Below are 21,267 nucleotides of genomic sequence, written 5' to 3' on the forward strand. Positions count from 1 at the left end.
CGTGGCCCATCCCCAACTAGAACCTGACCGCGAGATTGGCTTTCACGCTCTGGTCTGCGGCGCGACTGCCGAATTGTCCCCCATAGGTGAGGCCGAGCGTGGCATTGTGTGCGATGGCGATGTCGAACCCGACATCGAGTATCAGCCCGTCCTTGGCGATCGGCACGCCCGCGACGGTGAATGATGCGCCGCCGGCGAATGCGAAGCGCGACAGCGGTACGGTCTCGCCGAAGGCATGGCGCCAGCCGAGCGTGCCGCGAACCGTCGCCGCCATCTCGCCGACGGTGAACTCGCCTGAGGCATGTAGGCCGAGCGTGGTGAAGGTCGCATCGGTGATTGCCGAAGCGCTTGTCAGCGTCGCCGCGCCGCCTGTCTCGGTGAAGCCGTCGGTCCGGAGGTTCACATAGGCGAGATTGGCAAAGGGCTCAAAGCCTAAATTTCCAGCATGGATACCATAGCCCAGTTCGCCGAACACCTGCGCCGTTCCGGCGCGATAATCTGCCTTGAGGCTGTCATTGAAACCGGGGAAAGTGACGGAGCGGCTCGTCGCGATGTCGTGCCAAGTATAGGATGTACCGGTGCGCAAGCCGAGCGTGCCGCCCCCAACATCCCAAGTGGTGCCGCCATAGAGGCCGAGATGATAGTTGTCGCTCGAGCCCGACGAGGCGCGGTCTTTCACATCGAGGTTGGTGCGGCTGTATCCCGCCATGATACCCAATCGCCAGGTGTCGAAAATGGCGGCGTCACCGCCAGCCAGGAAACCGCCAGTCGAGCGGTCAACGCGGGCAGCATTGCCGTCGCTGCCAGTATGGCCCCATGAACCAAAGCCCTGACTCCAGAGGGCGAAGCGATCGGTATCCAACGCCACTGCAGCGGTCGTATTGGGATCGAGCGAGACATGGGCGCCCGCAGCACCGCCATAGGTCTGATCGGCGTAGGCCATGACCGGAGCGGCCGATGCACCGACGATACCGAAAGCGGCCCGGATGCGGTTCGTCGCCGCGTCGCGCAGAAGACGGCTATCTTCGATGAGGGAAGTCTGCGCCGAGGGATACACCTCGCCCGAGAGCTGGTCGAAGGCATCACGTGCCTGCACGTCGGTCGCGAGGTTGAGGATGACGTTGTACAGGGATCCGGATGTCGGCAGGCTCTCGAGCCCCCCAGCGGTTGCGATCTGATTGCGGGTCAAGGCTGCGTCGGTGAAGTTGCGGTATTTCAGGATGTCGAGATAGGCGTTGTTGGTGTCATAGGTATCGACAAGCCTGAGGAAGGCGGTGTTGACAACTCCAGTCAAGGCAGCGAACTGCCCGGTCAGCCCGGCATCGGCGGTCAACACCGTATAACGGGTGCCCGGCACCGCAATGCCGCCCGCGGCGTTCACGGTCAGCGTCGCGCCAGTGATCGTCGCGGTGCCGGAGGTGCTGAACCTGTCGGCCTGGCCGGCCGTGTTGATATCGATCGCCATGATGCTGCCAGTCGCGAAAGCGGTATTGCCGCCGGTTTGCCGGATCACATCGCCGGCGCCAGCGTCGGCCATTGTCAAGGTGCCTTGATTGGTGAACTGAAACAGATTGGTCCATTGCGTCGTCTCCGCGACGCCGGCGGAGTTTCCACCGACGGCGGTCCCGTCGTTGACCAGCCTGCTGGCGCCACCGCCGAAATCACTGGTTCCACCGGCGCCGTTCCAGTTCCCGTCGTTGGCGAACAGTGTCGCGCCGCCGGCAAACTGCGCTGTACCGACGATCGAACCGGCGTTTGTGAGCGCCATCGTCGCGGCATTGGTCTCGATCGCCGCATCGCTGGACAATCCGGAAAGACTACGGATCGCGCCCGACGAGGCGACGTTGATGGCGCCCGTCCCACCAGTCAAAGTCAGGCCACGCGTCGCGCCCGTCACCGTGCCGGCGACTTGCACATCCACTACGCCGTTGCCCGTCGCGACGATGCCCTCGGCCGACGTTCCGGTCACCGCGCCATTGGCGATCACCGTGATCGCGCCCGTGCCAAGATTGGTTGCCTGGATACCTGTCGTACCCGAGACATTGCCATTCGTCGTCACATTGATCGTGCCAGCGCCCACCGGATTGTCCTGGAGCGCGATGATCGCCGTAGCCGCAGTTGCGTTCACAGCACCCGTTATCACCGCGACATTGCCGGCCGAGCTTTCAGCGTCGATACCTCGGCCAGTCGTCGCGGTGATCGGACCAACCGCCTTCACGGTCACCGAACCTGTACCGACAGTCCCTGCGACAATCCCGCTGCTCGCGTCGATCGCGCCGTTCGCCGTGACATCGACGTTGCCGCTTCCCGAGGAAAGGCCAGCGAAGATACCGGCGCCGCCCGCCTTCACGTCGCCGTTCGCCACGATCGTCACATTGGCCGTCGCCGACAGCGTCTCAACGTCGATGCCGATCCTGCCGGCAGCCAGCGCCGTCACCGCGCCCGTCGTGACGCCGATGTTGCCGCCTGTTGCTGTGTCGCCCACCACGATGCCGCCGCCACTCGTCGAGCTGCTGGCGCCGGATATATCGACCGTGACCGTGCCCGAACCATTGTTCTGAATGTTCGCCGCATCGCCGCTGCCGCCGACGAAGCCGCCGGTGCCCGTCACCGAGATGTTGCCCGTGCCGCCGCCACCACCAATCAAGGTCAGGCCGGAACGCGCGCCCATCACGGTGCCGGCGACCTGCACGTCCACCGCGCCACCACCGTTCGCGACGATGCCGTCAAAGGATGTGCCGGTCACCTCACCATTGGCGATCACGCTGATCATGCCCGTGCCGGAGTTACCTGCGAGGATGCCTCCAGTGCCCGAGACATTGCCGTTGGTCGTCACATCGATTGTGCCTGTGCCTGTGCCGGTCCCTATTGCATAGACCGCCTGACCGCCCGTCGAGGTCACCGCACCCGTTGTTATCGAGACATCGCCCCGGCCCTGAGCGAAGACGCCAAGGCCCGACGCCATTGTCGCGGTGACCGGTCCCATCGCCTTCACCGTCGTCGAGCCGTTGCCCAAGTTCTGCGCGATAATGCCGTTGCCTGCGTCGATGGCGCCGTTCGCCGTGATATCGATGTTGCCAGTTCCTGTGGAGGAAACTCGACCCAAGATACCGGTATTGCCCGCCTTCACATCGCCGTTCGCCACGATCGTGAGATTGCCTGTCGTCGAAGACGACTGGACGTCGATACCGAACATGCCAGCAGCCAGCGCCGTCACCGCGCCCGTGGTGACATCGATGGAGCCACTCGCCGCCGTGTTACGCACCACAATGCCTGAGCCGGCAGCCGCCGTGATATCGCCGGTGGCATCGACATCGATCGAGCCCAGGCCATTCTGCCTTATTGCGAAGGCATCGCCACTGCCGTTATTGGTGATCGCGCCGCTGCCTGTGTACGTGATCAGGTTGGAGGCGGCATCGATATTGAGTGCCGCGGTCCCGCCGGCTGTTGGCGTGTTGCCCGCATCGACACTGATCGTGCCGTTGTTGACGACCATGACGGCGCCATTGCCGGTATTCTCGATCGCGAGGCCAAATCCGCTGACCGTCGCCCCGGCATCGATCGCGAGGTGGGCCGTAAACGGTGAAGCAAATGAATAGCCCCGGTCGTTGGGAGGAGCAGCCGGATTGACGGCATTGACCGTGGAGGTGGTGCCGCACTGCACATCAGTTCCCAGAGTGACCGTACATGCCGCCTGCGCCTGCGGGGAAAAGAAAACAGCCGAGCCGGCGAAACCGGCCATGCCGATTGCGAAACGCAGTGCCGAGCGACTGGCCTGCGAGAGGAGTTGCGCGCGCAAGGAAACGAGTGGGTAGGCTTTGTCTGCCGAAAAACCGTAGAGTCTCATGATAGGCCCGCCCCATCGTCCAATAAATGCAATCTGCCGTCATCAGAACAGCCCAAGCAAAGCAATGCTTCGAGCAAATCAGTGCTTCAGATTCGCAATAACGGATGATGGGTGGGCGATATATATATCAAATGCCATAGACCGGCCAAAGAGTGGCGCACTGTCGCTGGCTCGCCACAGTCGCAACGCCCTGCACTCGAAGAACCTTAATGTGCTATTGCAGCTTGTTAGGGCAGAAGACGAAATGCATTCAGCAGCGCAATGAGCTGACTCTGCCTCTGCGTATCTGTCTTGCGAAAAATCTTGTCCAGATGAACGCGTGCGGTGCCGTAGGCCATGTTTTCCCTGATCGCTATTTCCTTCAAGGACAATCCGCTTGCGAGCGCGAGCGCGACGGAAGCTTCTTTCCCTGTCAGCCCAAAGGTTTTTCGCAGTTGATCGGCTAAGCTCGTCGACAGGGCCAAACGTGATTCGCGCGCCAGCACCACCGCGCAAGGTCCAGCCGACAGGCCGAACATCTCGCCGTCGGGCAACAATCCAATCGACAATACCAGTTGGTCGCCGCGCTCCGACCGCAAGATCAAATCGGCAGCCGAAATGGGAAACTCGCTCTCGTCCACCCGGCAGACTCGTGCGACCGCACGTTGCAGCATTTGGGTTTGCGTGGAATCGGAGGTGGCCAGATGGCCACCGTTCGCCGTCAGCAGAGTGATCGGCTGTACCAAAAGTCTTTGCGCGGCGTCATTCATGTCAAGGATGCGCAGGCGCGGATCGACGATAAAGCCGGCGAAGGGCAGGTGGCCGAGCAGCGATTGGAGCACAGGTCGCGCCTCGAAATGTCGGCCCAAACCCGCAGCGCGCTGCAGATGAGGCGTGATCAGGGCGAGCATCGCACGATCATCGGCGTCGAACGCCGGCTGCCCTCGGCCTCGCTGCACGTCGAAGAACCAGTAGTTCTTTTCCGACGCGCGCAGATTGCAGAACATGCCGTCATACATGTCCTGCGGCATCATCCATTCGTTCCAGACGGAGGTGCGTTCAATACGGTGCCGCCCAATCAACTGGGTGTCGCTAAAAACCCGGCCAAGCGGCGCGGCCACACGCGGCGCAAAGAGTTCGTTGGTCGCGAAATGGTCAAGGAAAATCCTGTCCCAATAGGGGTCGCGGCTCGGTGAGACGCAAAAGCTATCCTCGACATTGGCCCAGTCGATGCCCGAGAAACAGGCTCTGGAGCCATGAAACATGGCTTGCAACTGAAGGACCACGTCAAGCCAAATCGATTGATCGTAGGCGGCCTCATATATGCGACCGATCACTACCGACAGGCGCTCGTGAGAGATCGAATATCCCATAAGCCTTGCGAAATATACAACCAGAATGAAGTGTTAGCATACCTCTGATTGCGGTCGATGCAAGGGATAGAACGTCGAATGAGCAGGGGGGTTACCAGTGCTGACGCCCAAGGTCAGGAGAAAGCAGACATGATGTTTGACGCTTCGCCCTTACGTCCACGGAGGCGGAAATCGGCGTACTCAGTTCTGTATGCTTCTCGATCGAATGGCGGAGGAAGTGGGATTCGAACCCACGGTGAGCTTGCACCCACGCCGGTTTTCAAGACCGGTGCCTTAAACCGCTCGGCCATTCCTCCATCGTGGTTTTTCAACCATTTGGGCAGCGCGGGGCCAACTCGTTTGGCCTGTGGCACCGGATTGGCACCGAAGGCGCTCCCGGCTGGTTCACGCCTCATTCCTGTAAAGCGGCATTGAGGGCTGCGTCAACCACCACTGTGTCGGTTCCTGCCGTCGTTGCAGGCTCTGAGTTTGTCGGAATCGAGCACCGGAACTCGCTATCGCATTGGTGCATGATGAAGAAGGAGCCCGCCGACTGGCGATGTACAGGTTTGCGCGCGAACGCAAGAAGCCTGACGCTGGAGGGCTTTCGTGCAGGCCCAACCGAGGGCGCGACCTACCGACCAAGCCATCCTCGGAATTGAGCGGAGGGAATCCCTACGGGTCAGCCTCTTGGGACAGCTGCGGTATCCCGCAGAATTTAACTTTCGCCAAGGGAACAGCTACTGGTGAGGAAGGCCGAAGCTGCAAATCGGCTCCGGCCTGTACGGTCCTCAGTCTTTGCAATTTTCGTCCGCCTTTGCCGCCGCGGCCTTATCACCGTGCTGCTGCGCCTCGATATCCTGCTGCGAGGTTGCAAGGTTTTTGTCGCCGCCGCCTTCAGCGCCCGCCAATGGCATCGTGGTGCCATCCTTGGCGGCTGGCTTGTTCGCGTTGCCCATGGCCTTCGGAGTCTCTAAAGGCGCGTGGGTTCCATCTTTCGAAATACCGGCGGTCTGTCCGGCATCGGTCCCGGTGTTCGAAGCTGACTTGTCCGGACATGCGGCGATCGCAGACCCGGCAGAAAGCGACATCGCGATCGCGACCATCAATGAAGTCATTTTCATCATGCTCGTCCTTCTGTTCGAGTGCCCTGCGGATGAAACTAGCGGCGCATTTCTTTGTTCCGGCGGTCGGTCCGCTGCCCGACAAAGCCCGGTCAACCGGCAGACACGGCGGGCAGGAGCGAAGCCAGGCTTTCTGTGGCAGAGGGCATCACATCTCTCGCGTGGAAGCACGAAAACCGTTACTTTTCAGAGAGCTCTTACGGTGGAGACGCCACAATCTTGCCCGGTTGCAGCCACAATCGGTTAATACCGTGATAAGCAATTCCTGCGCACAAAGGATCGGGGTTTTAAGCGTCGTTGGTATTGTCGGGTGAGTTTTTTGGCTCCTCTGGTGGTTGAACGCGACGCCTTGAGTTGAGACTGAAGGGGACATCAGGAAAATGCAGGCTGTGACGCCACCGCGTCTTCGTCGCGCTGCTACCGTCGCGTTGTTCGCCATGTCGGCCGCCTTGCTGGCTGCCTGCGCGTCGCAGCCTGAGCCGAAAGCGATGGTCAACAAGAAGACCCGCTCCAAGGAGTATTTCGCCGAATCCGAATATGGCGTGAAGGCAAGCCCGCGTGTGATCTCCCGGAACGGGCGCATCCAACGTGGCGGCGGCAGGGATCAGCTTGGCAAACCCTATCAGGTCCGCGGCAAGTGGTATTACCCGAAGGAAGACAAGCGTTACGCCAAGGTCGGCCTCGCCTCCTGGTATGGCGATGCCTTCCACGGCCGGCTTACCGCCAATGGCGAAGTCTATGACATGACCCATCTGACGGCGGCGCACCCGACCATGCCGCTGCCAAGCTATGCCCGCGTCACCAATCTCAAGACCGGCAGTTCGGTCATCGTTCGCGTCAACGATCGCGGCCCATATCACGAAGGCCGCATCATCGACGTATCGGAGCGCGCTGCCCAGATGCTTGACTATGCCAACACCGGCACCGCTCAGGTAAAGGTCGAATATGTCGGCCGCGCGCCGCTCGACGGCGATGACGACCAGTATCTGATGGCCTCCTATCATCCCGGCAACAGGGCGCCGGACCCGTCGGATGGACTGCCGACCGGCGTCATGGTCGCCATGAACGGCCCGTCGCCAAGCCTGCCTGCCGGCACTGCTGCCGTGCCGTTTCCGGGCCAGTTGACCGATTCCGGTTCTGTCCAGCCGATCATGTCGACGCAGTCGTCGGCCTATGGCGATCTGGCGCTTCCGGATTTCGGCCCGATCGTGCCGGAGCGTCCGCAGATCAATCTGCCGCCGCAATCGCCGTTTGCCGTGGCCTCGCTGTCCTATGCCGACGAGCGGGTCGAACGCACCTCAAATGCCTTCGCCGCGATGGGTGGCGACGGCATGTCGCCGGCCGATGTGCTCCAATCATGGAAACGGCAGCCGCCAACGGCCGGTCCGTCCACTGACTACGTCGCGGCTGGTTCGTTCGAGGATGCAGCGGAGGCCAAGCGTGTTGCCGCTGAGCTTGCCGCATACGGCAAGATCGAGATCCAGCGTTCGGAACTCGATGGCGAGGATTGGTATTCGGTCAATCTCTATCCCGATGGCCACCGCAATCTCGATGATTTGCTGCAGGCTGCCTGGTCGCATGGCGCGCCCGATGCGCTGGCTGTGCGCAACTGAGCGCAAGCCTGATGGGATTTCCGCTGCGCGGTTGATCCGCCGCGCAAAAAGCCTGATACTTTTCACGGGCTTGCCGGCGGTGCCGGCCAACGGGTCGAACATCATGCAATTTCGCTTGCTCCCGCCTCTCGCCGGGCTTCTGGTTTTTGGCTTGCTGCTGTTTTTCCAGGCTCCGGCCGGTGCACAGCTGTTCGAGACCAAGGCCGCGCAGGCCTTCATGATCGATGCCGAGACCGGGACGGTGCTGTTTTCCAAGGAGGCCGACAAGCCGATACCGCCGGCCTCGATGGCCAAGCTGATGACCATGGAAGTGGTTTTCAACGCCATCAAATCCGGCCGCCTGAAGCTCGACGATACGTTCGTGGTCAGCGAGAACGCCTGGCGCAAGGGTGGCGCGCCTTCGGGAACATCGACGATGTTCGCCAAGCTCAAGTCGTCGATCCGGCTCGAAGACCTGATTCAGGGCGTGACCGTGCAGGCGGCCAATGACGGCTGCATCGTCATCGCCGAAGGCATGTCGGGATCCGAAGACAATTTTGCCGCGCAGATGACCGAACGCGCCCGCCAGATCGGCCTCAAGACGTCGACTTTCGTCAATTCGACCGGCCTGCCGGCGGATGGCCAGCAGACGACCGTGCGCGAGCTGGCGCAGCTCGCCCTGCACCTGTGGCGCGATTATCCGGATTTCTATCGCTATTATGCCCAAAAGGATTTCACCTGGAACAAGATCTCACAGAGGAACCGCAATCCGCTGCTGGCGATGGACATCGGCGCCGACGGCCTGGCGGTCGGGGCGAGCGAGGCAGCCGGTTTCGGCATCGTCGGTTCGCTCAGCCACAATGGTACCCGCGTGATCGCGGCGATGAGCGGGCTGGCCTCGGACAAGGAGCGCGCCGAGGAAGCGCGAAAGCTGCTCGACTGGGGTGTCCGCTCCTTCGAGAAGACTGAAATTTTCGCCAGGGACGAGGTGGTTGGAGAAGCCCAGGTTTTCGGCGGCGCCAAATCCGGGGTGACGCTGAAGGCCAAGGGTCCGATCGACATCTTCCTGCCGATCACCAACCGCGACAAGCTGACGGCCAGGATCGTCTATGACGGCCCGGTTGCAGCACCGGTGGAGGAGGGGCAGCCGGTGGGTGCGCTGCGCGTCTGGATCGGCGATACGCTGAGCCAGGAGACGCCGCTTTTCGCAGCCGAATCGATCGGCGTCGGCACGCTGCCGCAGCGCGCGCTCGATGCCGTCAAGGAACTGGCGATCGGCTGGCTGCGCTAACGCATGTCGCTCAAAGCCAGCCATGATTTTGGGGAACGGCATGCATAAGGGCAAAAAATCGACGGCATGGACGTTTGGCCCAACGCGGACTATCTAGAGCGCTACAATCCCATTCAGCCATGGACAAGAAGGCCTCTCGGTTGGCACGCGGTTTTTTCATCACTTTCGAAGGCGGCGAGGGGGCAGGCAAGTCGACGCAGATCGAGCGGCTGGCCAGGAAGATGCGCGCCAAGAAATACGACGTGCTGCTTACCCGCGAACCCGGCGGCTCGCCGGGCGCCGAAGCGGTCAGGCATGTGCTGCTGTCGGGCGCAGCCGAACCGTTCGGGCCGAAGATGGAAGCGCTGCTTTTCGCCGCCGCGCGGTCCGATCATGTCGAGCAGGTGATCCGGCCGGCGGTCGAGCGTGGCTCCATCGTGCTTTGCGACCGCTTCCTCGATTCCTCACGCGTCTATCAGGGCGTCACCGGCGGCATCGATCCGGCGTTCATGGATGCGCTGGAACAGGTCGCCATCAACGGCATGATGCCGGACATGACGCTGATCTTCGACATCGACCCAGCGGAAGGCCTGAGGCGCGCAACGCTGCGGCGCGGCGCCGAGGCAGTCGCCGACCGTTTCGAAAAGGAGACGCTGGCGATCCACCAGGCCCGCCGCGAGACGTTTCTGGCGATCGCCAAGGCCGAGCCGGAGCGCTGCATCGTCGTCGACGCAGCCGCCGAGCCCGACGCGGTTGAGAACGTCGTCACCGCGGCAGTGTTCGCGGCGCTGGCGGCGAGAGCGCCGGCACGCGACAGGCAGGCGACGCCGGCATGATCTTCGAGCGCATCGCACCCGAGCAGCACGACACGCTCGACGGCGTGCCGGAGCCCTCCGAAACGCCCCTTCTGGTCGGGCACAGCCAGGCTGCAGGCGTGCTCACCGCCGCCTATCGCGCCGGCAAGCTGCCGCATGCGCTGATCTTTTCCGGGCCAGTCGGCATCGGCAAGGCGACGCTCGCCTTCCACCTTGCGCATCATCTGCTGAAGCACCCGGATTTCGCGCAGGCGCCGGAAAGCCTTGCCGCTCCCGATCCGGCGTCGTCGCTGTTTCGCCAGATCGCCACCGGGGCGCATCCTTCCGTGCTGCATCTGACCCGGCCGCTGAACGACAAGACCAAGAGTTTCAAGACGGTCGTCACCGTCGATGAGATCCGCAAGGTCAGCCGCTTCCTGTCGCTGACCTCGCATGACGGCAGCTACCGGCTCGTCATCGTCGACCCCGCCGACGACATGAACACCAATGCCGCCAATGCCTTGCTGAAAAATCTTGAAGAGCCGCCGGCACGGACGCTGTTCATCCTGATTGTCCACGCGCCGGGCAGCCTGCTGCCGACGATCCGGTCGCGCTGTCAGGTGGTGAGATTGAACCCGCTCGACGCCGACGACCTGATGACGGTGCTGGAAACGACCGAGCCGGCGCCGCCTGAGGATCCGGCGGCACGCGCGGCACTGGCCGAGCGGGCAGGGGGCAGCGCCCGCACCGCGATCCTCTTGACGCAGTATGGCGGGTTGGAGATCGCTTCGACGCTCGACGCTCTGGTCACCGGGAAAAAGAGCGATGTCGGCGGCGCGTTCCGCCTCGCCGAAGCCGTGGCCGGCCGCGATCAGGCGATCCAGTTCGATATCTTCAACCGCCGGGCGCTAGACCTGTTGTCGGACGCGGCAAGTCAGGCAGCACTGGCTGGCGATCTCGCACGAGCCAAAACGCTGTCGGACACTTGGCATGAGGCGCTGGACGCTATATCTGAGACCGATACTTACAATCTCGACAAGAAGCAGCACGCCTTGATCATGATCGACCGCCTGAATTCTGCAATGCGAATGTGACTGGGTTTCCTGGATCGGGATGGCAAATGCTGCCTCGATACGATATCCACCGCCACGCCTTTCCATTCAGACATTCATGACGGTTCATTCATGTCACGCGACAAATTCTACATCACCACCCCGATCTTTTATCCGAACGGCAAGCCGCATATCGGCCACGCCTATACGGTCATTGCAACCGACGCCCTGGCACGCTTCCAGCGCCTGGACGGCAAGGACGTCTTCTTCCTGACCGGCACCGACGAGCATGGCCTGAAGATGCAGCAAACGGCCGAGAAGGAAGGCATAACGCCACTGGCGCTGGCCGACCGCAATTCGGCGATTTTCCGCGCAATGACCGAGGCAATGGGCGGCTCGAATGACCAATACATTCGCACGACCGAACCGCGCCACTACGAATCCTGTCAGGCGATCTGGAAAGCGATGGCCGCCAATGGCGACATCTATCTCGACCGCTATAGCGGCTGGTATTCGGTGCGCCAGGAAGCCTATTTCGACGAGAGCGAGACGACGCTCGGCGACGACGGCGTGCGCCGCGAACCGCTTGGGTCGCCGGTCGAATGGAACGAGGAAGAAAGCTATTTCTTCCGGCTTTCCGCCTATCAGGACAAATTGCTGGCGCTTTATGAGAGCCAGCCCGACTTTGTCGGTCCGACCGAGCGCCGCAACGAGGTGCTCAGCTTCGTCAAGTCGGGGCTGAAGGATCTGTCGATCTCGCGCACGACCTTCAAATGGGGCGTGCCGGTGCCAGGCGACGACAAGCATGTGATGTATGTCTGGGTCGACGCCTTGACCAACTACATCACCGCCGCCGGCTATCCCGACACAAAGGCCGAGCAATGGCACTATTGGCCGGCCACGCACATCATCGGCAAGGACATTGTCCGCTTCCATGCGGTCTATTGGCCGGCATTTCTGATGTCGGCGGGCATCGAGTTGCCAAAGCGCGTTTTCGCGCATGGCTTCCTGTTCAACCGCGGCGAGAAGATGTCGAAATCTGTTGGCAACGTCGTCGATCCATTCGCGATGGTCGAGCACTACGGTCTCGACCAGGTGCGCTACTTCTTCCTGCGCGAGGTGCCGTTCGGTAACGATGGCAGCTACAGCCATGACGCGATCGTCAACCGCACCAATGCCGATCTTGCCAACGGCCTCGGCAACCTGGCGCAGCGCTCGCTGTCGATGATCGCCAAGAACTGCGGCGGCGTGGTGCCGCAGCGCGGCGAGCTGACGGATGCAGACAGAGCGATCCTGGATCAGGCCGCCGCCGCGCTCGACACCGCGCGCAAGGCGGTCGCCGAGCAGGGCATCCATCTGGCGCTGGCAGCGATCTTCGGCGTGGTGGCGGAAGCCGATCGCTACTTCGCCGGCGAGGCACCATGGGCGCTGAAGAAGACCAACCCGGCGCGCATGGAAACGGTGCTGTGGACGACCGCCGAAGTCGTGCGCCGCGTGGCGGTGCTGTGTCAGCCCTTCACTCCGGGCTCGGCCGCGAAACTGCTCGACCTGCTGGCGGTGCCGGCGGAGAGCCGCGATTTCGCGCATGTCCACGCGGACCATGCGCTGGTGCCGGGTACTGCGTTGCCCGTACCGGAAGGCGTGTTTCCGCGTTATGTCGAACAGCCGGACGCGAACATCTGATGCTCGTCGACAGCCACTGCCATCTGGATTTTCCAGATTTCGCCGAGGAGCGGGCGGCCATCGTCGCCCGCGCTTTAGCCGCCGGAATTGGCCGTATGGTGACGATCTCGACACGCGTGAAGCGTTTTCCGCAAGTACTTGAGATCGCTGAAACTTTCGACGAAGTCTATTGCTCTGTCGGCACTCATCCGCACAATGCGGCCGAAGAACTGGATATCACGGTCGAGGAGCTTGTGCGGCTATCCGCGCACCCGAAAGTAGTGGCCATCGGCGAGGCCGGTCTCGACTATTTTTACGACAAGGCGCCACGCGATGCACAGGCGCAAGGCTTTCGCAATCACATCGCCGCCGCCCGTGAAACGGGGCTGCCGCTGGTCATCCATTCGCGCGATGCCGATGCCGACATGGCTGATATTCTCGAGGACGAAACAGGGAAGGGCGCCTTCCCCTTCATCCTGCATTGCTTTTCTTCCGGGCGCCGGCTTGCCGAGGTGGGCGTCGCTCTCGGTGGCTACGTGTCGTTCTCGGGCATCCTGACCTTCAAGAATTCAGCTGAGTTGCGTGCCATTGCCGCCGATGTCCCGCATGCCCGATTGCTGGTCGAAACCGATGCGCCCTATCTGGCGCCCGTGCCGTTTCGCGGCAAACGCAACGAGCCCGCCTATGTCGCCCATACCGCCAAGGTGCTGGCCGAAACGATCGGGGTAAGCGAAGCTGAAATCGCCGATCTGACCACAGATAATTTCTTCCGGCTGTTCGGCAAGATGCCGCGGCCTGCAGAGCAAAGTGCCTGAACGATGACTGACCGGCTGCGCCTCACCATTCTCGGCTGCGGCTCGTCCCCAGGTACGCCGCGCATCACCGGCGATTGGGGCAATTGCGACCCCGACAACCCCAGGAACCGGCGCACCCGTGCCGCCGCGCTCGTCGAGCGGATCGCGGCGAACGGCAGCCGAACGACTGTCGTCATCGACACGGGGCCGGATTTTCGGCAGCAGATGCTGCTGGCCGGCGTTAAACGTGTCGATGCGGTCGTCTATACCCACCCGCATGCCGACCATATCCATGGCATCGACGATCTGCGCGGTTTCGTCCTCGATCAGCGCCAGCTCATCGACGTCCATGCCGACAGGGCGACGATGCTTCGGCTGCGGGAAGCGTTCGGATACTGTTTCGAGACGCCGCAAGGCAGTTCCTATCCGCCGATCGTCAGGCCGCATCTCATCGACCACACCAGGCCGGTGGTCGTTGAAGGAGAGGGGGGTACCCTCACCCTCGAGCCGCTGCCGCAGATCCACGGCGACATCGTATCGCTCGGTTTCCGCATTGGCGATCTCGCCTATTGCCCCGACATCAGCGACTTTCCGGAACCCACCGCCGAACGGCTGGGCGACCTCGACGTGCTGATCATCGACGCGCTGCAGTACCGGACGCATCCAAGTCACCTGTCGCTTGGCGAAGCGCTTGAATGGATCCAGCGGCTGGCGCCGATACATGCGGTGCTGACACATATGCACGTGCCGCTCGACTACGTCTCGGTGATGGCCGAGACACCAGCCAATGTCGAACCCGCCTATGACGGCATGGTTATAGAAATCCCTTATGAATCAGCACGATGCGAATAGAGCTTCATGAGGGCTTTCGGCTCCTTGGTGCAAATATCAGCAGCGTTCCGATCCGCTCGTAGCCCATCCGAGGATAAAGCAGCGCCCCGGCATGGGTTGCTGCCAGCACCGAGTACCTTGACCCGCGCGCGTGATCGTCGTGCAACATTTTCGATATCAAAGCCTGACCAATGCCGCGACGCCGGTGCGACGGCTCGACATACATGCTCGAACACCAGGTGGCTCCCACGGCATCCAGGCTGCGAACGCGCCCAACGATGTCGGCGCCGTCGATTGCCACATACTGGCGGAACGGCGCGGTATCGCCGAGCAAATCGTCTGGGATCGGCTGCCTGCGGATGATCTTTCCCAACTGTGCCGCCCGTTCGGCCGTCTGCACGCGTTCGACCGAAGCAACCGATGGCGGGTTCGGAAGCCGGTGCAATCGGTGGACGAAAAAGCCTTCGGTCCGCAGCAGCCGGTAGCCGAGAGCTTTGTAGGCGGTTCGTGTCGGCCCGTCCGGATCGTCGTTCGCGATCACAACGGAAATGGCAAAGCCCGGCCGTGCATGCTGCCGCACGACGGCATCGGTCTCTTGAGCGGCGACGTCATGGACGACCCATTCTTCGCCGCGGTAATCGCGAGGATTCTTGCGTTCGGCATCGCGCATCAGCCACAATGGTCCAACCCGGCTGGCCTCGTAAGGAAAGGTGCGGCTCCTGTCAGCGCTGAAGCCATGCACGAACACTTCGATTGCCGCTTCGATCTCGCTGTTTGCCATCTTCATTTCGACAGCCTAGCGTTGGCGATCCGCTCAAGGCAATACGCCACAATCGGCTCAAGCCTATGAGAATCAGCGGCAATTTACAGTTCTTGGTCCATGCGTTAGTTCCATAATCTATCTTATGCGACTTTTGGATACGGCGAGCGGCATGGATGCGGCGGTCACCGACTTCACTTTCCAGTTCCCTTGGAGGCTTCAGCCTGGAAACACGTGAGGCTTGGAAACATCCGCTCGATATTGTGAGCGCGCAGCCGTCGGCAGCGCGCTCGACTCTTTGTTCGAACGATCGGGTCAATCGGAGCGACTATTCCAGAATAACGGTGGCTTCCACCTCGAAAAGCATGGGATCGATTGCAAGCTTGGGAACGGGAACCAGAGTCTGCGCCGGCAGCGCCTCGCCGAACATGTCCTTGACGTTCCTGGTCAACACCTCGAGCTTGGACATGTCGTGGTCGACCACGAAGACCGTGAGCTTCGCCACCTGATCCGGCCTGGCGCCGATGCCCTCAAGCGCAGCATGCAAATTTGCGTAGGCCTGCTTCACCTGGACGGCGAAATCCGGTGACAAGGCTCCTGTGCTGTCTTGGCCGCCCTGCCCGGAGATGTAGGCGATCCGAGCTCCGAGCGGTGCGATTACGGCGGTGCTGTAGCCATTCGGCGACGGGTCGTAGAGTGCCTGTGGATTGACAATAGTCAGCTTGAACTCGTTCGCCGGCGACGCAGTGGGGACTGCAATGGTCATGATGATTAGCCCTCCGATAAGCAGATGCTTGATTGCGCGTGACATGGTTTTTCGCTTGGCTCCGCAGCCTGCGAGCAACCTACCCTGGCGCCTGCAGATTGAACTTTAACCCAATCGCTACGCGAATCGTGCGATGTACGAGTCATCGTATGGTACGTCGTACGAGTCAATCGTTCAAGATCGACATTTGTCGCGTTGCCGGTCAAAATCGATGTTCTGAAAAAGCGAGGACGACGGATGGTAGCCAAACGCAGCGGCGCCCGGAGCAAAGGGGATCAACGGATAAGCGTGTCGCTCCAGCCCGTGCAGCAAGCGAGCAGCGAGCCGCCGCTGTCTCGAGAGCGTATCGTGGCGACCGCGGTGGAACTGCTGGACGCCCAGGGCATAGACGGATTGACAATGCGTCGGCTGGCCGATCGCCTCGGCTCGGGTGTGATGAGCCTATATTGGCACGTCGACAACAAGGAGGATGTCTTTGATCTAGCAATCGATTCGGTGCTCGAACATCGCGGATCGCCTGAAACAGGTGAGTCTCCGGACTGGCGCGGAGACGTCGTTCATATGCTCGAAGACTGGCGCGCCAGAATGTTGCGCCATCCTTGGTCGGCATCGCTGTTGCCGCGCCGGGCGCTCGGCCGGAACATTCTCGGTCGCCTGGAAATGCTGAGCAAGACCTTGTCCAGAGCCGGTGTTGCGGACGCGGATCTGAACGCCGCGATATGGTCGCTCTGGAACTATGTGATGGGCGCTACCCTCACCCGGGCAAGCTTCGACCTCTCGGAAGAAGACAGGGCAGCCGCACAGCAGCGTCTTACACATCTCAGCGAACACTACCCGACAATCGAACGCTCTCGTCTGCTGTTGGACAACGATTGGGATGGCGCCTTCCGAAGAGGCCTCGACTTCCTGCTCGACGGCCTCTCGCCAAGATAGAATTCCGGCGCTCCGCCCGGAGCAGACCGGATGGCGCTGCTTTGCGCACGCCAGTTTGACGCAAGAGCTTCCCAGTCCACATCATCACGTTTGGCTCGCCGCCAGGGCGGCGCAGGCAGCGGGCAAGCCCCAGATGCTCGATCCCATCGCGGCGGTGGCTGGTGCGGCTGCATTGCAGCTGAATTGTTGCAGTTGGCGATGTCGTCGCCACGCATTGCCAACCGCTGGTTGGAATCCTCTCTGCAGTCGATCTTTTGCGCAAACCTTTTTGGCCGACATGCGTTGTTTTCTCTCCAAGCCAAGGAGACGATCATGCAGATGAAGTCGGAAATAGCCGGTGAAGCGGCCAAGCAGCGCCATATCCAACGTGGCATCGATGCCAAGGACAAATCGAAAGGCGATGGGAAGCTGCAAGGCGCCATGCAGGCTGGCGCCCGCGAATATCCCGAGCCCCCTTTCCCTGAGCAACATCAGCCCAAACCGGGACATGAATGGGCCATAGAGCCGGCGCCGCTGTACGATGCGCCTTACTATCTCGGATCGAAAAAACTCAACCAAAAGGTAGCGCTCATCACGGGCGGCGATTCGGGCATCGGCCGCTCGGTGGCGGTGTTGTTCGCCCGCGAGGGCGCCGACGTCGCGATCGTCTATCTGGCCGAGGACAAGGACGCTGAAGAGACCAAATCCGCGGTGGAAAAGGAGGGACGACGCTGCCTCCTGGTCAAGGCCGATGTCAGCGAACGCAGCCACTGCCACAAGGCGGTCATGGAGACCGTTGAAAAATTCGGCCGCATCGACGTGCTGGTCAACAATGCTGCGTTCCAGATCCATTCCAGCGACTTCGGCGAGCTCACCGAAGAACATTTCGACACGACGTTGAAGACCAATCTTTACGGCTATTTTCATATGGCGCAGGAAGCGGTGCCGCACATGAAACCCGGTTCGGCGATCATCAACACCGGTTCGGTAACCGGTATCGACGGTTCAAAACAGCTGGTCGACTATTCGATGACCAAGGGCGGCATCCATGCTTTCACGCGGGCCCTGTCGGGCAATCTCATCGGCAAGGGCATAAGGGTGAATGCGGTAGCACCGGGTCCGGTGTGGACGCCGCTCAATCCGTCGGACAAGGAAGCTGACGACGTCTCGAAATTCGGCGCCGACACGCCAATGAAACGACCAGCGCAACCGGAAGAGCTCGCGCCGGCCTATGTGTTCCTCGCTTCGCCGCATTGCTCGAGCTACATCACCGGCGAGATCTTGCCCGTCGTCGGAGGGTACTGAGGATGGCCGAAACGAAGTCCGCAACGAAGGAGTAGGATGGATGGGCCGTCTGCTTTTCATGGTGGCGTTCGCTTGTGTAGCGTATCGCATCTACACGGAAACCGCAGGGTCTGCTCGGCATGTGCCGCAGGATGACGGTGAGGCGCTGCGCAGGCAATCAGCGGCACTGGGCGTCGACCCGTCTCGCTGACGGGATGGAACCTACCGGCAATCCGGCCGGCCGAGTTACCAGCCGGCCGGATTGCAGCCTTATTCGGCTGCCTGCAGGTTGATCTTGCTTTCCGCCATTTCGGTGAGCTTGCGATCTGTCGCCTGCTCTTCCTTGAGATTCTTGGCCAGCACATTGGCGCAGTCGGTGCGGCCAAGCTGCTTTGCCCAGGCGATGAGCGTGCCGTAGCGCGTCATCTCGTAGTGTTCGACGGCCTGCGCCGAAGCAATCAGCGCCGCGTCGAGAACCTCCTTGTCATCGACGTCACCGCTCACATCGTCGGCCTCCTCGAGAATGCCGTCGATTGCCGGACAGTTGACCTCCTTGGCCTTGACGCCATGCAACTCAAACACCTGTTCGACGCGCTCGACATGGCCTCTCGTCTGATCGAGGTGTTTTTCAAATCCGGCTTTCAATTGCGGGTCGGTTGCCTTGTCGATCATCTTCGGCAGCGCTTTCTCGATCTGCTTTTCGGCGTAATAGATGTCGCGCAGCGTGTGCACGAAGAGATCGTCGAGTGTCTTGATGTCCTTCGAAAAGAAGCCCATGGCCTTACCTTTCATTGCGCTTGGTGTGGATTTCGGCGACGGGGTTTGCGCCGCCAACAAAGACCGGGACGGTTCCCGGCTTGTCTGGTCAACGTGCCGGCACCGAAGGAGTTCCTGATTCCGAGGGCGGACCCGTTCCCCCTTCTCCAAGACCTGCGATCCGGTCGGTGGGGAGCCTTTGTCTCGATCACACGTTCTAGTCGCAGAGCAATCGGAACCGAGAAGGGTTGGCGGAATGTATTTCATTGCATTGGCGACTGACTATGACGGCACGCTGGCTCATGATGGGGTCGTCGCCAAGAAAACGCTCACTGCGCTTGAGCGGTTCAAGAAAAGCGGCCGCAAGCTGGTTCTCGTCACCGGGCGTGAACTGCCCGATCTCAAGGGCGTCTTTCCCGAGCTTAGCCTCTTCGACAAGGTCGTCGCTGAGAATGGCGCGATGATCTACACGCCGGCCAGCGAGGAAGAGCGGGTGATCGCCCCACCGCCCGAGCCCAAATTCGTCGCCAGTTTGAAGAGGCAGGGCGTCAAGCCGCTTTCGGTCGGGCGATCCATCGTCGCGACCTGGGAACCGCATCAAGCGACCGTGCTTGAGGTCATCAAGAAGATGGGTCTCGAACTGGAAATCATCTTCAACAAGGGCGCGGTGATGATCCTTCCGAGCGGCATCAACAAAGCCACCGGGCTCGCCGCGGCCCTTCAGGACCTTCGACTTTCGCCGCACAACGTCGTCGGCGTCGGCGACGCCGAGAACGATCACGCGTTCCTGCAAGCCTGTGGCTGCAGCGTCGCCGTCGAGAATGCAATTCCGGCGATCAAGGATACAGCCAACCTGGTCATGCATGGCGCCCGAGGCAAAGGCGTGGAGCAACTGATCGCAAAGCTGATAAAGCGTGATCACGCGATAGTGCCGAAGCGCCATGACGGCATCGTTCTTGGATCATCTGGCGGCGATGATACCTACCTGTCGCCGAGCGACACGATCCTCATTGCCGGGAGTTCCGGTATCGGTAAATCCACCTTGGCCACCGCGCTGACCGAACGCTTCGTCGAAAGCGGCTTTCAATTTTGTGTCTTCGATCCCGAAGGCGACTATGATGGCCTCGAAGGCGCCGTTCGCCTGGGAGACGGCTCAAGCGCGCCGACAAAGGCGCAAGTGCTGGATCTGATCGCCAAGGCCGACAGCAATATAGTCGTCAATGGACTGGCCCTGCGGGTCGACGAGAGGCCGGATTTCTTTGCCGACCTGCTGCCTGGCCTCAGCAGTTTCCGCCGGCGCACCGCGAGACCGCACTGGCTCGTGATCGATGAAGCGCATCATCTTCTGCCCAAGCGGCGCGACGATACGCGGGCGGTTCTGTCATTGGAATTGCCTGGCACAATCCTGATCACCGTTCACCCCGAGGCGATCTCGACAGACGCCTTGCGCCTGGTGACAGCCATCATTGCGCTTGGCCCCAAGGCAAAGGACGTCGTGAAGGTCTTCTGCCGTGAAACCGGCATTGAGCCGCCGAAAGTCATCCCCAGCCCGAAAGGTGCGCGCGTGCTGTTCTGGCGGCCGCAGGCAGGCAAAAAAGTCAAGACGGTCAAAGTGGTCGAACCACGTCAGTCACTCAAGCGGCACAGCCGGAAATATGCCGAAGGCCAGCTCGACGAAGCCGGCAGCTTCTATTTCCATGGCCCTGAGAATGCGATGAATCTCAGGGCTCACAATCTGATGATCTTCGCTCAGATCGCCGAGGGCATAGATGACAAGACCTGGGAGTTTCATTTGCGCACCGGCGACTATTCCAAATGGTTTCGACATCAGATCAGGGACAAGGACCTGGCGCGCGAAACCGCCCAGGCGGAAGAGGACAAGACCCTGTCGGCGGAGGAGAGCCGCAAGCGGGTGCTTGATGCCGTGCGCCGCCGTTACACGGCTCCCGCCACAGCCCCGGAGTGACACGCGAGAGCCAAGGCAATCAAGCCAGCGCTGCATGCGAAATTCTTCAGTCAGGCAACGCCGCCACCGCAACAATTTCAACGACGATGTCGGCTTGCGCAAGCGCGGCAACTCCGATCACCTCCGAAGGCGGCGGGTTGTTATAGCTGCAGTGCTTCGGGCAATGCTCGGCAAAGAACTCGTCCAGTACGTCGAGACGAAAATTGGGTGAACTCAGAACGCCGCCATCGGGAAATGGCCCCTTGATGAAGAAGGTCAGCCGGATGAGATAGTCGAGCGCGCTGCCGAGTTCTTCCAGATCTGATTTGATGTTCGCCAGAATTGCGCGCCACTGTGCCGCAGCATCGCCAGTGAATCCCCCTCCTCTCTTTCCGGTCGGATCATAATTTTCGGCGGTTGCCGTATTTCCGCAAAGGTAGACAAATCCCCTTGCTCCGGAGACGACCGTGCCTTTTCCCCACGGCATCAACCTTCCGTTTTTGAATTTCTTATGGGTTACAAGTTCCATGCTTCGTCCAGAACTCTT

17 protein-coding genes and 1 tRNA gene are annotated in these 21,267 nt (G+C 61.2%); 10 read left to right on the plus strand and 8 right to left on the minus strand.

Translation table 11 applies throughout. The annotated features are described in order from the left end of the window. Window positions 1-16: 16 nt before the first annotated feature. The 4 genes from A4R29_RS14055 to A4R29_RS14070 all read right to left on the minus strand — a co-directional run bounded on the left by A4R29_RS14055 (window position 17) and on the right by A4R29_RS14070 (window position 6,305). A complete protein-coding gene (locus A4R29_RS14055; RefSeq protein WP_063172153.1) occupies window positions 17-3,847 on the minus strand; it encodes an autotransporter domain-containing protein in 3,831 nt (1,276 codons plus the stop codon). 227 nt (window positions 3,848-4,074) lie between these two features. Continuing rightward, window positions 4,075-5,199: a helix-turn-helix transcriptional regulator gene (locus tag A4R29_RS14060; RefSeq protein ID WP_063172154.1), complete on the minus strand. Its 1,125-nt coding sequence runs from the start codon at window positions 5,197-5,199 to the stop codon at window positions 4,075-4,077. Between the two features lie 206 nt (window positions 5,200-5,405). After that, window positions 5,406-5,495: transfer RNA gene (locus tag A4R29_RS14065), tRNA-Ser, on the minus strand. Between the two features lie 474 nt (window positions 5,496-5,969). Next, entirely contained in the window at window positions 5,970-6,305 is a 336-nt protein-coding gene (locus A4R29_RS14070) for a hypothetical protein (protein WP_013531580.1), read from the minus strand. A gap of 377 nt (window positions 6,306-6,682) precedes the next feature. Here A4R29_RS14070 and A4R29_RS14075 point away from each other — a divergent pair, with 377 nt between their 5' ends. The 7 genes from A4R29_RS14075 (at window position 6,683) to A4R29_RS14105 (ending at window position 14,318) form a co-directional block, all read left to right on the plus strand. Further along, window positions 6,683-7,915 (plus strand): septal ring lytic transglycosylase RlpA family protein, encoded by a 1,233-nt coding sequence (locus A4R29_RS14075; protein WP_013531579.1) that lies wholly within the window; start codon window positions 6,683-6,685, stop codon window positions 7,913-7,915. Between the two features lie 103 nt (window positions 7,916-8,018). Then, a complete protein-coding gene (locus A4R29_RS14080; protein WP_063173681.1) occupies window positions 8,019-9,185 on the plus strand; it encodes a D-alanyl-D-alanine carboxypeptidase family protein in 1,167 nt (388 codons plus the stop codon). 140 nt (window positions 9,186-9,325) lie between these two features. After that, window positions 9,326-10,000 carry a dTMP kinase gene (tmk, locus tag A4R29_RS14085; protein WP_063173682.1) on the plus strand — a complete coding sequence of 225 codons (675 nt, stop codon included), beginning with the start codon at window positions 9,326-9,328 and terminating at the stop codon, window positions 9,998-10,000. Next, window positions 9,997-11,052, plus strand: coding sequence for a DNA polymerase III subunit delta' (locus tag A4R29_RS14090; RefSeq protein WP_063172155.1), 1,056 nt, complete (start codon window positions 9,997-9,999; stop codon window positions 11,050-11,052). The genes tmk and A4R29_RS14090 overlap by 4 nt, the downstream gene beginning before the upstream one ends. A 90-nt stretch (window positions 11,053-11,142) precedes the next feature. Beyond that, on the plus strand, window positions 11,143-12,693 hold the full coding sequence (metG, locus tag A4R29_RS14095; protein WP_063172156.1) for a methionine--tRNA ligase: 1,551 nt from the start codon (window positions 11,143-11,145) through the stop codon (window positions 12,691-12,693). Further along, window positions 12,693-13,487, plus strand: coding sequence for a TatD family hydrolase (locus A4R29_RS14100; RefSeq protein ID WP_063172157.1), 795 nt, complete (start codon window positions 12,693-12,695; stop codon window positions 13,485-13,487). Before metG ends, A4R29_RS14100 begins: the two co-directional genes overlap by 1 nt. Before the next feature lie 3 nt (window positions 13,488-13,490). Beyond that, window positions 13,491-14,318 (plus strand): MBL fold metallo-hydrolase, encoded by an 828-nt coding sequence (locus A4R29_RS14105; RefSeq protein ID WP_063172158.1) that lies wholly within the window; start codon window positions 13,491-13,493, stop codon window positions 14,316-14,318. Window positions 14,319-14,322: 4 nt separating this feature from the next. Here A4R29_RS14105 and A4R29_RS14110 read toward each other — a convergent pair whose 3' ends face one another. Beyond that, window positions 14,323-14,967 carry a GNAT family N-acetyltransferase gene (locus tag A4R29_RS14110; RefSeq protein ID WP_244506960.1) on the minus strand — a complete coding sequence of 215 codons (645 nt, stop codon included), beginning with the start codon at window positions 14,965-14,967 and terminating at the stop codon, window positions 14,323-14,325. A 418-nt stretch (window positions 14,968-15,385) separates the two neighbouring features. Beyond that, window positions 15,386-15,868 carry a RidA family protein gene (locus A4R29_RS14115; RefSeq protein ID WP_063172160.1) on the minus strand — a complete coding sequence of 161 codons (483 nt, stop codon included), beginning with the start codon at window positions 15,866-15,868 and terminating at the stop codon, window positions 15,386-15,388. A 192-nt stretch (window positions 15,869-16,060) separates the two neighbouring features. Here A4R29_RS14115 and A4R29_RS14120 point away from each other — a divergent pair, with 192 nt between their 5' ends. Both A4R29_RS14120 and A4R29_RS14125 read left to right on the plus strand, forming a co-directional pair. Beyond that, a complete protein-coding gene (locus A4R29_RS14120; RefSeq protein ID WP_063172161.1) occupies window positions 16,061-16,756 on the plus strand; it encodes a TetR/AcrR family transcriptional regulator C-terminal domain-containing protein in 696 nt (231 codons plus the stop codon). Between the two features lie 312 nt (window positions 16,757-17,068). Continuing rightward, complete coding sequence (locus tag A4R29_RS14125) at window positions 17,069-18,040, plus strand: SDR family oxidoreductase (RefSeq protein WP_024505521.1); 972 nt, start codon at window positions 17,069-17,071, stop codon at window positions 18,038-18,040. A 249-nt stretch (window positions 18,041-18,289) separates the two neighbouring features. Here the strand turns inward: A4R29_RS14125 and A4R29_RS14130 are convergent, their stop codons facing one another. Then, window positions 18,290-18,796: a YciE/YciF ferroxidase family protein gene (locus A4R29_RS14130; protein ID WP_013531567.1), complete on the minus strand. Its 507-nt coding sequence runs from the start codon at window positions 18,794-18,796 to the stop codon at window positions 18,290-18,292. A gap of 235 nt (window positions 18,797-19,031) precedes the next feature. Here A4R29_RS14130 and A4R29_RS14135 point away from each other — a divergent pair, with 235 nt between their 5' ends. Further along, entirely contained in the window at window positions 19,032-20,741 is a 1,710-nt protein-coding gene (locus A4R29_RS14135) for an HAD family hydrolase (protein WP_063172162.1), read from the plus strand. A 46-nt stretch (window positions 20,742-20,787) separates the two neighbouring features. Here the strand turns inward: A4R29_RS14135 and A4R29_RS14140 are convergent, their stop codons facing one another. Continuing rightward, the gene (locus tag A4R29_RS14140) at window positions 20,788-21,249 is read right to left on the minus strand and encodes a RidA family protein (protein WP_013531565.1); all 462 of its coding nucleotides are present in this window, start codon (window positions 21,247-21,249) and stop codon (window positions 20,788-20,790) included. Window positions 21,250-21,267 lie beyond the last annotated feature (18 nt).

The organism is Mesorhizobium ciceri biovar biserrulae (genome assembly GCF_001618845.1).
GTDB classification, from domain to species: domain Bacteria; phylum Pseudomonadota; class Alphaproteobacteria; order Rhizobiales; family Rhizobiaceae; genus Mesorhizobium; species Mesorhizobium ciceri.